The organism is Acinetobacter sp. CAU_H_60, assembly GCF_058599385.1.
The window spans coordinates 1,115,122-1,127,935 of sequence record NZ_CM178653.1; the positions used below are offsets into that span (position 1 = coordinate 1,115,122).

Consider the following 12,814-nt stretch of genomic DNA (forward strand, 5'->3'; position numbering starts at 1 on the left):
ACATGGCAAGGATTGGATTCGTGGGAACCGGTATTATGGGCACACCTATGGTTATGAATTTAATCAAGGGTGGTCACCAGGTTCAGGTATGGAACAGGACCCTCTCTAAATTGAAAGGATTAGAAGAGGCAGGTGCAAAAGCCTGTCATCAGCTATCGGAAGTAGGTAAAGATGTTGAGCTTCTGATTGTAATGCTGAGTGATGGAAAAACCTGTGATGAAGTTCTGTTTCAACAAGCTGGAGCAGTTTCTGAACTAAAGAAAAATAGTATTGTGATTGTCATGAGTTCAATCCCGGTAGAAACTGCAAAACATCAGAATGAACGATGTTTATCTTTAGGATTAAGGTATCTGGATGCTCCGGTTTCAGGAGGAGAAAAAGGTGCAAAAGATGCAACTCTTGCCATTATGGTGGGGGGCGAAGAAGATACTTTTACTGAAGCTCAAGCAGTTCTCAATTGTATGGGTAGAGCAGTGTTGGTGGGCGCTGCCGGATGTGGAGAGCTAGCTAAACTGGTTAACCAGATGATTGTTGCGAGTACGATAGCCACCGTTGCAGAAGGATTGCTTTTCGCTCAGCAAGGAGGAGCAAATCCACATAAAGTCAAACAAGCATTGACTGGGGGATTTGCTGATTCTCCTATTTTGCAACAGCATGGTGATCGTATATTAAGGCAAAACTTTGAACCAGGAGGGGCTGCGACAACGCAGTTAAAAGATACTCATACCGCTGTAAATTATGCGAAGGAATTAAACCTAAAATTGCCAGTAGCAGAATTGGTAAATCAGCTCTTTTCAGATATGGTCCATAATGGTGATGGAGCCTTAGACCATTCAGGGTTAATTCGTGAAATAAAAAGGCTTAATAATATAGAGATATAGTTATACTTTTATAAAATAAAAAACTGGCTCTTAAATAGCCAGTTTTTTATTTTAAATCTCTTTATTTTAACTATAAAAAATATATTCCATATTTTATATCTATTTCTAAATCATTAGACCTCTTTCATAAATCATTTTTTGCTCAGTTCCAAGTTGTAGATTCCAGCGATTAAATTGAATCTCAAACCAAGCCTTTTACCTCTATTTCGATAACGCTCAGCAAGGATTTTGAAGGTTTTCAGGCTGCCAAATACATGCTCAATTCCGATTCTTCTTTTATTGATTTCTTGATTATAGATTTTCAATTCAGGATCCAATTTACAGTGTCTTTTGGCTTTTAATGGCAACAGGCTATTCGGATACAACACATAAATCCCCTGATAGCCTTTATCTGCAAGAATAAAAGCCCCAAAAGGAATCTGGTTTAAATTGCGTTTGAACAACTCGAAATCATGCACTGCACCGCGACTGGTACATAAACTCAGAATTTTCTGAGTTTTGTAGTGAATCATGGCCTGTACTTTAAAGGTATGGGTCTTTTTCTTGCCGCTATAGCTTTTCTTCTGTTTTTTTAGGCCTTTGGATTGGAATTTCCGTGGCATCCACGATCACAACATGCCAGTCGATGCCTTCGCCCTCGGGTAAATCTTTGGGTAAATTAAACAGATTGGACCGAATCAGGCAGTCTTCAACATGACGGACAATTCTTGAGGCTGTGGGCTCTGAAACCCCGTAACTCGTCGCAACGTGAAATAAGGTTCGGTATTCCCGCCAATAGCTCAGACAGAGCAGAACCTGATCCTCCAGGCTTAACTTGGGCGGTCTGCCTTTGGCAGAGACATGCTTCTGCAATTGCTCAACCATCAAATAGAAAGTTGACCATGAGATGCCTGTGTATCGCTTGAACTGAGGATCAGAAAGCTTGTTTGAATCGATGTATTTCATCCGCAGATTATGCACGAATGCTAAGAAATCCGGAGTGCAAATATTAACCAAAAAGAAGATCGTTTTTTGATTTATGAAAGATATCTATTGGTTTGATGAGAAATAATAATAGTGATAGTGCAGGGTTATCACGTACTGGCAAAATGTAATTGGATTTTAAAAATCTATAGAACTATATTTTTCTATATTTTATTTAATAGAGGGACTTTCTAATAAATAAAATTATTCAGAATAAAAATGGATGGAATTAACCATATTTAAATGGTTAATAAATAGGGAAATAGAATGAGTTTAAAAAAAGTTCATCGGCATTCATGGGTATCGCTTGTAGTCTGTTGGCTAATCTGGTTGGTGATTGCCTATGACCGTGAATTGATTTTTCGTGCAGCTAATATGATTTGTGAAGAGTTCTCTCTTACACCCACAGAGTGGGGCTATACCATTGCTGCTATTACAGTGTCTCTAGCTTTACTTAGTATTCCCGTAAGTGCCTATTGTGATTTAAAAGCACCAGGCTGGAAACGTGCAATATTCCAGTGGCCTTTGATTGTCGGATTTACTTTTCTTTCCTTACTCTCTGGCATCATGTCATTCAGTAATACTTTTTATAAGTTTGTTCTTTTACGGATTCTGGTATCTATTGGTTGTGGTGTAGCTGAACCAATTGGGGTGAGTAATACCGCAGAATGGTGGCCTAAAGAGCACCGAGGTTTTGCAATCGGTGCCCATCATGCCGGTTATCCCGTTGGCGCAATGCTGAGTGGGGTAGTGATGGCATCAATTATTTATTATTTCGGTCCTGAAAACTGGCGTTATGCATTTTATCTCGGCATCATGATTTCAGTGCCAGTATTAACATTCTGGGCTATTTACTCAAACAAGAAACGCTATGATGAATTTCATGATGCATGTATAGATCAAGGTTTTACTCCTCCTACAGAAAATACATGTTTAGAAACTAAAGCTAAAAATCCAACTGAAGTGAAGAAAGGGGCTTTAAAAAAGACATTGAAGTCACGCGGTATTTTATTTACTGCTGGTAGTACATTGATTACTCATGTGGTTTATTTGGGCTTCCTGACTATTTTTCCAGCCTATCTCTACAATATTGTAGGAATGGATCTCGCCAAAGCAGCAGGTTTAAGTGCTGTATTTACGATTACAGGGATTATGGGGCAAATTTTCTGGCCATCTTTGTCTGATAAAATCGGGCGTCGTAAAACTCTAATTCTTTGTGGTATCTGGATGGCCGTTGGTATCGCCAGTTTCTGTTTAACCCAAGGAGTGGTTTCCGTCATTATTATTCAATTAATTTTTGGTTTTTCTGCTAATGCAATCTGGCCAATTTATTATGCTACGGCATCAGATTATGCGGAGCAGGATGCTATGGGGACGGCTAATAGTATTATTACTTTTGCACTGTATGTAGGTGGGGCTATTGCGCCGATTCTGATGGGTTCATTGCTGACAAGTTTTGGTGGTTGGCATAATGCAACCGGTTATACCTTGTGCTTCATCTTAATGTCAGTCTGTGCACTGATTGGTGTGTTGCTGCAAGTTATCTTGGGTTATTTGGATAAGAAAGATCATTTAAAACCTGTTTAATTCTTATAAATCTCAACTGTGGAATATAAGAAAATTAAAGAAGAGATGTATCATTAATGATATTTAGAGGGCTGTTCATTGGGATGAACAGCCTTTTTTGAAGAATAATTTATTTTCTTGGCTAATCTCTGGACTAAACTAGATTCTGATCATGACCTAGAATATTCTGGTTTACATTACTTTCTAAAATAGAAAACAGTCGCTCTTGGGCTTCATTCGTGGCCCAGGCAATGTGTGCTGTGATCATGACATTTTGATGCTTGAGTTTTAACAAAGGATGGTCTGCTGCAGGAGGCTCCTGATCCAGTACATCCGCACCAAAACCTGCAATCTGTTGATTCGTTAATGCTTCTGCCACATCTTCACTATGAATCAAACCGCCACGGCCTACATTAATCAGGATACTGTCTTTTTTCATTTGACTGAGCACACTACGATCAATCATATAGCGTGTTTCGTCATTCAATTCACAGTGCAAGGACAGTACATCAGCAAGCTGAATTGCCTGTGTAAATGGAACATATCCTTCACGACAGGTCGTGGCATGCTTACGCTCACTAAAGATAACCTTCATTCCAAATGCTTGTGCTTTTTCTGCAAGCGATTGACCAATTTCTCCTTTGCCCACAATGACCAGATTTTTATTTTTTAGTTCACGAATGGGCGCTGCAAGATAGAAAGATACCGGACTATCTGACCAGGTTCCATCTTGGACAGCCTTAACTTGGGAGCTGAAATTTTTGATCAGGTTCATCATTAGGACCAATGCATGTTCAGCCACTGCATCGCCAGCATAGCCGCGTATATTGCAAATTTTGATATTTCTGGATTTTAATAATTCAATATCCACATGATCGTAACCTGTCGAACAAAGTGCTAATAACTTTAAGTTAGGATTATGATCGAGAATCTTTTCATCTACTTTCAGGTCACTGATGATAAGTACGTCTTGATCATGAACCTGATCATAAAACTGTTGCTGACTTAATTGCTCATATTCAGTGTATTCAACGGGAAAATTAAATTGAAATGCTTTATTTAGTAATACGCCTTTTTCAACACAAGTAACTTTTACAGTATTTACAGTATTCATAAATATAAATATCTAAACAGAGATGTATGGTCATGACTTATTTCTTAATCAAGTCATACGCCATTTTGGTATCCTCTAACTGCACCAGCGATGCATGGCGTGCAGAAAGAGGGTCTTTATTTTCAATTGCAGTTAAAATCGCTTTATGCCGAGGCAATGAGTGGTTTTGTAAATTCGGTCTTAAACTCGTAACCTGGATAGACTGCTGTAAAGGTAAAACCAGCATTTTTGACATATAAGCAAGTAAATCATTATGAGTGGCTTTGGCAATGGAAAGATGGAAATCAATATCCGGCTGGATAAATTCTTCAATTGTTGAGGCCTGTTCCATTCCTGCATATGCTTTTTTAATATGAGCAATATCTTCTTCTGTGGCTGTACTTGCTGCGATATAAGCCAGTTCTGGTTCTAATACACGACGTACAGTAGATAAAGTTTTAAAAAATTCATTTTCAGGGGTGGATTGAATGAGCCAATATAAAATATCCGGATCAAGCAAATGCCATTCTTCTTTAGGTCGCACAACTGTACCAATTTTAGGCCGAGAATAGGTCAGGCCTTTGGCATTCAGCACACGGATAGCTTCACGAAATACCGGACGACTGACTTGATATTCTTCACACAGTTCTGCCTCTGATGGCAGCTTGGCATTTTCTGGTATTTCACCAGATACGATTTTTAGACCTAATTGCTGAACAATAAGAGCATGTTGGCTTTTACTTGGAACAGGATTTTTATAGTCGGCATTACTCATATTTAACAATTGATCATTGATGACCTCATTATGGTATAGATGACCTCATGATTTCACAAGATCATCTATATTTGAGGCACTTAATGTGAATGTCGGGGTACTTCAGAGCCTCGGCAACCTACCAAAAAGTCAAAGTCACAGCCTTCATCTGCTTGAAGTACATGGTCTACGTAGAGCTGACGGTAGCCCCCGATAAAACTTGGTCTTGGTGGTTCCGGTAAATTGGCCAAACGTTGCTGCAATTCTTCATCTGAAATGTCCAGATGTAGTTTTCCAGCATAAGCGTCGAGTTCAATGTAATCACCATTTTGGACAGCAGCCAAAGGGCCGCCGGCCATAGCTTCCGGTGCTACATGTAAGACTACAGTACCATATGCAGTCCCACTCATTCGCGCATCAGAAATCCGCACCATGTCGGTAATTCCTTTTGCCAGAATTTTTGGAGGTAATCCCATATTGCCGACTTCAGCCATGCCTGGATAACCTTTTGGGCCAGCATTCTTCAGTACAAGGACACAAGTTTCATCTACATCCAGGTCTGGATCAACGATACGTGCTTTATAGTCATCAAAGTTTTCAAAGACTACTGCACGTCCACGATGTTTCATTAATTCAGGAGAGGCCGCAGAGGGTTTTAATACAGCACCTTTTGGCGCCAAATTGCCTTTAAGAATACACATGCCACCATCATTACGAAGTGGATTATCAATTTGACGGATCACTTCATCATTATAGATAGGCGAGTTTTCACAGTTTTCCCAAATACTCTGACCATTAACAGTTAATGCATCTGGATGTGGGAGCAGATTACTTTCGCCCATACGACGTAATACTGCTGGTAGGCCACCACTATAATAAAATTCTTCCATCAGGAAGCGGCCTGAGGGCTGTAAATCAACAATTGTTGGCATACCACGACCTACACGATTCCAGTCATCCAGCTCCAGATCAACCCCGATACGGCCAGCAATCGCTTTCAAGTGAATAACAGCATTGGTTGAACCACCAATTGCCGCATTAACCTTAATAGCATTCTCAAAGGCTTCTTTAGTTAAAATTTTAGAAAGACGAAGGTCTTCTTTCACCATATCTACAATGCGCATGCCAGACAAATGCGCTAATACATAACGACGAGAATCCACTGCTGGGATTGCAGCATTATGTGGTAAAGACGTGCCTAATGCCTCTGCCATACAGGCCATAGTAGAAGCAGTACCCATGGTATTACAGGTTCCTGCGGAACGTGACATACCAGCTTCCGCAGATAAAAACTCATTTAGATCAATTTTTCCGGCTTTTAATTCTTCATGCATTTGCCAGACAATCGTACCGGCGCCAATGTCTTTACCTTTATGCTTGCCATTTAACATGGGGCCACCGGTCACTACAATTGCAGGAACATCACAACTAGCAGCACCCATAAGCAATGCTGGAGTCGTTTTATCACAACCTGTTAGCAGGACAACGCCGTCGATAGGATTACCGCGAATTGCCTCTTCAACATCCATACTCGCCAGATTGCGAGTTAACATGGCAGTTGGACGCAAATTTGATTCCCCATTTGAGAAAACTGGAAACTCAACCGGATAGCCTCCAGCCTCTAAAATACCTTTTTTTACATGTTCAGCTATTTTACGAAAATGGGCATTACAAGGAGTCAGTTCTGACCAGGTATTACAGATGCCAATGATTGGTCGGCCATCAAACTCGTGATCAGGAATTCCTTGATTTTTCATCCAGCTACGATACATAAATCCATTTTTATCAGTGGTCCCAAACCATGCTGCCGAACGAAAAGGCTTTTTGTTAGACATCGCTATATCCCTATATGGTATTACTATTTAAAATATTAAAATTAAAATACAACAAAAAAAATAGTTTTAAAAGGGTTTACAACTTAAATAGTAATACTATATTTTGTCCTTACAGATTTCTCCCTAAGCATGAAGCTAAAACTAAAAATGGAAATATGGAGTCGAAGATGGATTTCGAGAAGGATGTCATTAGGAAGGTAACATTTAAGTTAATACCCGCTTTAGTGATCTTATATTTAGTTGCTTATATTGATCGTGCTGCAGTCGGTTTTGCCCATTTACATATGGGTGCTGATGTAGGAATAGGTGATGCGGCTTATGGATTAGGTGCAGGCTTATTCTTTATTGGTTATTTTCTATTCGAGGTGCCGAGTAATTTATTATTAGACAAATTTGGTGCCAGAAAGTGGTTCGCACGAATTCTGCTGACATGGGGTTTAATCACCATGGCCATGGCACTTATTCAAGGGCCACACAGTTTTTATATTCTCAGATTTTTACTGGGTGTGGCTGAAGCAGGTTTCTTCCCAGGAGTATTGTATCTGATTACCCAATGGTATCCGGTGCGTCATCGTGGAAAAATTATGGGGATGTTTATCCTGTCACAACCGATTGCCATGATGGTAGCAGGGCCTTTAGCAGGTGCATTATTGGGGATGGACGGGATCGCCAATATGCATGGCTGGCAGTGGTTGTTTGTGATGGTCGGTTTACCAGCAGTATTACTGTCTTTACCTACCTTACTTTATCTTCCAGACAATATCAGTGCTGTAAAATGGCTGAGTAATGAACAAAAGAACTGGCTTAAAAATGAATTAGTTAAAGATGAAGCTGAATATGATCAAACACGTCATGGAAATCCGCTTCATGCTTTAAAAGATAAACGTGTACTAACTCTGGCTTTATATTATTTACCGGTCACTTTAAGTATTTATGGTCTAAACCTCTGGTTACCTACCATTATTAAGCAATTTAGTGGTGGTTCAGATCTACAAGTTGGCTTTCTCTCTAGTATCCCTTATATCTTCGGGATCATTGGTCTGCTTATTATCCCTCGCAGTACAGATAAATTAAATGACCGTTATGGACATCTTAGCTTCCTATATGCCTTAGGCGCCTGTGGCATGTTCTTTAGCGCTTGGTTGACTTCGCCTGTAATGCAGCTCATTGCACTTTCTGTTGTAGCGTTCGCTCTATTTTCAACCACGGCTGTGTTCTGGACACTTCCTGGGCGCTTCTTGACAGGTGCCAGTGCAGCAGCAGGGATTGCTCTTATTAACTCTGTTGGAAACCTAGGTGGTTATATCGGCCCGTTTGGTATCGGTTTATTAAAACAATATACCGGCAATATGGCTTCAGGTTTGTACTTTCTAACAATAGTCATGATTTTTGGTTTGATTTTGACATATTTCGTCTATGCAAAATTTGAAACCAAGAAATCTAAAACAATGAACATTAATGAAAATGCTAAAGGATAGCAGCATGAATATTATTCAGTTTGAAGATCATTCTAATCAACGTGCGATAGGTATCGTAGAAAACAATCAGGTACTAAAGGTTAAGGAAATAACTACAGTTCGTGAGCTTGCACTCTTAGCTATTGAAAAAGGTCTGTCACTCGAAAAACAAGTTGAAGCATTGGGTTTTGCAGAACAACGTTATGACTATGTCGAGCTATTAAATAATCACAAAGTATTGCCTCCTTTAGATCATCCTGATGCTGCGCACTGTTTTATATCAGGAACAGGTTTAACACATTTAGGATCAGCATCTACGCGCGACAAAATGCATCAACAGAATCTGAATGATCCAGCTTCTATGACGGATACCATGCGCATGTTCCAGTGGGGAGTAGAAAAAGGTAAACCTGAAGCAGGTCAGGTAGGTGCACAACCAGAATGGTTCTATAAAGGAGATGGCTCAATCGTTGTACGTCCTGGTACAGAATTACCACTGCCTCCTTTTGCCGAGGATGGGGGTGAAGAGCCAGAAATAGCCGGTTTATATGTAATCGGTCCAGATTTAAAACCGTACCGTCTCGGTTTTGCACTAGGCAATGAATACTCAGACCATATTATGGAGCGCCGTAACTATTTATATCTTGCGCATTCAAAATTACGGTTCTGCAGTTATGGTCCGGAATTAAGAACAGGCGATCTGCCTAAGCACCTAGTAGGTAAGAGTCGTTTAAAACGTAATGGGGAAGTGATTTGGGAAAAAGAGTTTCTTTCAGGTGAAGACAATATGTGTCATAGCCTGAGTAATCTTGAATATCACCATTTTAAATACCAACAGTTCCTCAAACCAGGGGATGTTCATATTCATTATTTCGGAACAGCCACACTGTCTTTTGCAGACGGTATGAAAGCTGAAATTGGTGATGAATTTGAAATTGAAATGAAAGAATTTGGACAACCCTTAGTTAATAGATTGGCACCAACTCAACCTGAATTACCAATTGGCTCAGTTATAACTCTTTAAGGATCTTAGATATGAATTTTGGACACAACTTTATAGCAGGTAGTCGTAGTGCAGAAGGTGATAAAATCCTTAAAAGCCTGAATGCCACCACAGGTGAGGCACTGGATTTCGATTTCCATCAGGCCACCGAACAGGAAGTCAACCGTGCAGTAGAAGCTGCCCATGCTGCATTTAAAACCTATCGCCATACTTCTCCTGAACAGCGTGCTGTTTTTCTAGAAACCATCGCAGATGAACTGGATGCACTCGGTGAAGAGTTTTTAAATACCATTTCCCTGGAAACAGCTTTACCTATTGCTCGTCTGCAAGGTGAACGCGGCCGTACCAGCGGGCAAATGCGCCTGTTCGCGAAAGTATTACGTCGCGGTGATTTCCTGGGTGCACGAATTGATACCGCACTGCCAGACCGTCAACCTTTACCACGACCAGACTTACGTCAGGTCAAGATTGGTGTAGGTCCTGTTGCCGTTTTTGGGGCAAGTAACTTTCCTTTAGCTTTCTCCACTGCCGGAGGTGATACCGCTTCTGCATTAGCAGCAGGTTGTTCAGTAGTAGTTAAAGCGCATAGCGGTCATATGGCCACAGCAGACTATGTGGCTCAAGCCATTGAACGTGCCGTTGAAAAGACTGGCATGCCTAAGGGTGTATTTAATATGATCTATGGCAATGCAGTCGGTGCCTTACTGGTCAAACATCCCCTGATTCAGGCTGTAGGATTTACCGGTTCTCTGAAAGGTGGCCGTGCACTATGCGATATGGCAGCAGCCCGTCCGCAGCCTATTCCAGTCTTTGCAGAAATGAGCAGTATCAATCCAATGCTGATGTTACCAGAAGCCTTAAAAAACCGTGGTGATCAGATTGCTCAGGAGTTAGCGGATTCAGTAGTCCTCGGTTGTGGTCAGTTCTGTACCAATCCTGGATTGATTCTCGGAATTAAATCGCCTGAATATACCCAACTGATCGAGCAGCTCAGTGTAATCATGGCGAACAAGCCAGCTCAGACCATGCTCAATGCAGGTACTTTAAAAAGCTATACATCAGGTCTGTCTCATTTAGCCGAGCATGCAGGGATTCAACATTTGGCAGGTCAGGAACAGCAAGGAAACCAGGCATTACCTCAGCTGTTCAAAGCGGATGTGGAGCTACTACTTGCAGGAAATCAGTTACTGCAGGAAGAAATCTTTGGCCCAACCACCATCGTAATTGAAGTGGAAGACAAGGCACAGTTACTTCAGGCACTCAGCAGTATGAATGGACAGTTAACAGCCTCACTGATTGCAGAAGATCAGGATCTGGAAGAATTCGCGGAAGTAGTACCGGTATTAGAAGAAAAGGCTGGCCGTTTGTTGTTAAATGGGTATCCGACTGGGGTAGAAGTCTGTGATGCCATGGTACATGGTGGGCCTTATCCAGCCACTTCCGATTCACGTGGTACCTCTGTAGGAACTTTGGCCATTGATCGTTATCTTCGTCCGGTCTGCTACCAGAACTATCCGCAAAGTTTGTTGCCGGAGGCATTGAGAGATGAGAATCCACTAAATCTGTTAAGACTGGTCAATGGTGAAATGACCCGGGATCGTATCTGAAAGATAAGACATACATAATCAGAAGGCGGGGAACTCTATTCATTTGAGTGACCCGCTTCTAAAACCCATAGAGGTCTATATAGACAAATGCTTGGAATGAGTTAAGTATGAATTTATCTGCTTAGCCTAGATAACCATAATCTCAATAATAAATTAAGAAACATTTAAGGATGAATGTAATGAATACTCTTGTGAAATTTTCACTAGTGGTAGGGACACTTATGCCTTTATCACCTGAGTTATTGGCAAATGAACTATTTGAAGACGGTCAATTTGATGTAGTCAACCGCAATTTTTATTTTTATCGTGATTTTAGAAATGGAGCTTCAAATCCTTCGGGCGCAAACACACAGTTAGCAGAAGAAGATAGAGAAGGCTATCGTAGTGAATGGGCGCATGGTGTCATGGCAAGGTATACGTCTGGTTATACTGATACCGCCTTGCAAATAGGATTTGATGCGTATGGCATGGCAGCTATAAAACTATACAGTGATGAACTTAAGACTGGTACGAATTTAATAGAATTTGATCCTGTAACTGGTAAGACTAAAAGCTTTAATGGAGAAGTTGGAGGTGCCTTAAAAGTCAAATATAAAGACACTGTATTGACCTATGGTAATCAATTTCCCAATGTACCAGTATTAGCGACCAATACATCTCGATTACTCCCATCTGTGAGTACAGGTGTAACTTTACAGAATACATCTATAGATCATTTAGAATTAAATGCCGGTTATTTTTATAGTATGAATCCGGTAGATTCCACAAAGGATTTAAACTTTTTTACCACAGATTATGGCCCAGCTGCAGGTATTAAAGCTGATAGTGTTAGTTTTGCTGGTGGAACCTATAAATTACCAAACACCTCCGTAACTGCTTATGCTTCTGAATTAGAAGATGTTTGGACACAATTCTTTCTAGGTGCAAATTTCCAGCATGCTCTTGAGAATAACCATAAATTTAAAGCAGCCTTTGCCGGATATAGTAATAAAGATACGGGCAAAAAAGTTGCAGGTAATATTGAAGCAAATATTGTGTCTGGATTAGTGGGATATCAGATAGATCAACATACTATTTCTCTGGGATATCAACAGGTATTTGGCAATGAACCTTTTGACTGGGTAGGATACTCCACAATTGGCGGTAATATTTCAATTTTAAATGCAGCGCAGTTTGCCAGTTTTTCTGAAGCAAATGAAAAATCACTCCAGCTTAAATATGAAACAGATCTGAGCACTTATGGACTGCCCGGCCTAAGCTTAATGGGCCGATATATTTATGGCTGGGATGTAGACAATAGTAATAGTGACAATACCTTTTATACTCAAAGATTTATTTACGACCCTAGCAAAGACAATAAGCATTGGGAACGTAATATACAATTAGCTTATAAGGTTGCTTCGGGTTTTGCTAAAGGTATGGATATTAAATTGCGACAAGCTACCCACCGAGCGACTAAAGGCTATCGATATAATGATATTGATGAGCTTCGGGTTATTATTGAATATCCTTTTTCATTTTAAATGACTCAAAAATCTTAAATATTTTCATTTTTAAATTTGAGTAGAGTAAATTTTTCTAGGATGATTCTTTATGAATCATCCTGAAACTATTTTGAATTAAAAAATAATTTACATTGTTTATAGGCTATCCAA

General features: G+C 40.2%; 11 protein-coding genes. 6 read left to right on the forward strand and 5 right to left on the reverse strand.

What is annotated here, in order from left to right:
- The first annotated feature begins 2 nt into the window (after window positions 1–2).
- Complete coding sequence (locus AC4MBN_RS05160; protein ID WP_419375298.1) at window positions 3–881, forward strand: NAD(P)-dependent oxidoreductase; 879 nt, start codon at window positions 3–5, stop codon at window positions 879–881.
- Window positions 882–1,012: 131 nt separating this feature from the next.
- On the opposite strand, the gene AC4MBN_RS05165 is transcribed toward AC4MBN_RS05160, so the two are convergent.
- Together AC4MBN_RS05165 and AC4MBN_RS05170 are read right to left on the reverse strand one after the other, a co-directional pair.
- A complete protein-coding gene (locus AC4MBN_RS05165; protein ID WP_005252359.1) occupies window positions 1,013–1,483 on the reverse strand; it encodes an IS5/IS1182 family transposase in 471 nt (156 codons plus the stop codon).
- Window positions 1,431–1,826: a transposase family protein gene (locus AC4MBN_RS05170; protein ID WP_080631261.1), complete on the reverse strand. Its 396-nt coding sequence runs from the start codon at window positions 1,824–1,826 to the stop codon at window positions 1,431–1,433. Before AC4MBN_RS05170 ends, AC4MBN_RS05165 begins: the two co-directional genes overlap by 53 nt.
- Before the next feature lie 285 nt (window positions 1,827–2,111).
- On the opposite strand from AC4MBN_RS05170, the gene AC4MBN_RS05175 reads away from it, so the two are divergent.
- On the forward strand, window positions 2,112–3,431 hold the full coding sequence (locus AC4MBN_RS05175; RefSeq protein WP_491875942.1) for an MFS transporter: 1,320 nt from the start codon (window positions 2,112–2,114) through the stop codon (window positions 3,429–3,431).
- 133 nt (window positions 3,432–3,564) lie between these two features.
- Here the strand turns inward: AC4MBN_RS05175 and AC4MBN_RS05180 are convergent, their stop codons facing one another.
- The 3 genes from AC4MBN_RS05180 to AC4MBN_RS05190 form a co-directional block, all read right to left on the reverse strand.
- Window positions 3,565–4,524 carry an NAD(P)-dependent oxidoreductase gene (locus AC4MBN_RS05180; RefSeq protein WP_491880779.1) on the reverse strand — a complete coding sequence of 320 codons (960 nt, stop codon included), beginning with the start codon at window positions 4,522–4,524 and terminating at the stop codon, window positions 3,565–3,567.
- 37 nt (window positions 4,525–4,561) lie between these two features.
- On the reverse strand, window positions 4,562–5,278 hold the full coding sequence (locus AC4MBN_RS05185; RefSeq protein WP_419365883.1) for a FadR/GntR family transcriptional regulator: 717 nt from the start codon (window positions 5,276–5,278) through the stop codon (window positions 4,562–4,564).
- 80 nt (window positions 5,279–5,358) lie between these two features.
- Window positions 5,359–7,092, reverse strand: coding sequence for an IlvD/Edd family dehydratase (locus AC4MBN_RS05190; RefSeq protein ID WP_419365882.1), 1,734 nt, complete (start codon window positions 7,090–7,092; stop codon window positions 5,359–5,361).
- A gap of 167 nt (window positions 7,093–7,259) precedes the next feature.
- On the opposite strand from AC4MBN_RS05190, the gene AC4MBN_RS05195 reads away from it, so the two are divergent.
- The 4 genes from AC4MBN_RS05195 to AC4MBN_RS05210 all read left to right on the forward strand — a co-directional run bounded on the left by AC4MBN_RS05195 (window position 7,260) and on the right by AC4MBN_RS05210 (window position 12,682).
- Window positions 7,260–8,570: an MFS transporter gene (locus tag AC4MBN_RS05195; protein WP_216073597.1), complete on the forward strand. Its 1,311-nt coding sequence runs from the start codon at window positions 7,260–7,262 to the stop codon at window positions 8,568–8,570.
- A gap of 4 nt (window positions 8,571–8,574) precedes the next feature.
- Window positions 8,575–9,573 (forward strand): AraD1 family protein, encoded by a 999-nt coding sequence (gene araD1, locus AC4MBN_RS05200; protein WP_419365881.1) that lies wholly within the window; start codon window positions 8,575–8,577, stop codon window positions 9,571–9,573.
- Between the two features lie 11 nt (window positions 9,574–9,584).
- The gene (locus AC4MBN_RS05205) at window positions 9,585–11,159 is read left to right on the forward strand and encodes an aldehyde dehydrogenase (NADP(+)) (protein WP_491875939.1); all 1,575 of its coding nucleotides are present in this window, start codon (window positions 9,585–9,587) and stop codon (window positions 11,157–11,159) included.
- Between the two features lie 179 nt (window positions 11,160–11,338).
- Complete coding sequence (locus AC4MBN_RS05210) at window positions 11,339–12,682, forward strand: OprD family outer membrane porin (protein WP_419365563.1); 1,344 nt, start codon at window positions 11,339–11,341, stop codon at window positions 12,680–12,682.
- Window positions 12,683–12,814 lie beyond the last annotated feature (132 nt).

Excerpts from the sequence above, each read along its gene's own strand:
- AC4MBN_RS05170 (WP_080631261.1), bottom strand. The coding sequence starts at position 1,826 with ATGAAATACATCGATTCAAACAAGCTTTCTGATCCTCAGTTCAAGCGA.
- AC4MBN_RS05175 (WP_491875942.1), top strand. The coding sequence starts at position 2,112 with ATGAGTTTAAAAAAAGTTCATCGGCATTCATGGGTATCGCTTGTAGTC.
- AC4MBN_RS05160 (WP_419375298.1), top strand. The coding sequence starts at position 3 with ATGGCAAGGATTGGATTCGTGGGAACCGGTATTATGGGCACACCTATG.
- AC4MBN_RS05185 (WP_419365883.1), bottom strand. The coding sequence starts at position 5,278 with ATGAGTAATGCCGACTATAAAAATCCTGTTCCAAGTAAAAGCCAACAT.
- AC4MBN_RS05180 (WP_491880779.1), bottom strand. The coding sequence starts at position 4,524 with ATGAATACTGTAAATACTGTAAAAGTTACTTGTGTTGAAAAAGGCGTA.
- AC4MBN_RS05210 (WP_419365563.1), top strand. The coding sequence starts at position 11,339 with ATGAATACTCTTGTGAAATTTTCACTAGTGGTAGGGACACTTATGCCT.
- AC4MBN_RS05190 (WP_419365882.1), bottom strand. The coding sequence starts at position 7,092 with ATGTCTAACAAAAAGCCTTTTCGTTCGGCAGCATGGTTTGGGACCACT.
- AC4MBN_RS05195 (WP_216073597.1), top strand. The coding sequence starts at position 7,260 with ATGGATTTCGAGAAGGATGTCATTAGGAAGGTAACATTTAAGTTAATA.
- araD1 (WP_419365881.1), top strand. The coding sequence starts at position 8,575 with ATGAATATTATTCAGTTTGAAGATCATTCTAATCAACGTGCGATAGGT.
- AC4MBN_RS05205 (WP_491875939.1), top strand. The coding sequence starts at position 9,585 with ATGAATTTTGGACACAACTTTATAGCAGGTAGTCGTAGTGCAGAAGGT.
- AC4MBN_RS05165 (WP_005252359.1), bottom strand. The coding sequence starts at position 1,483 with ATGCCACGGAAATTCCAATCCAAAGGCCTAAAAAAACAGAAGAAAAGC.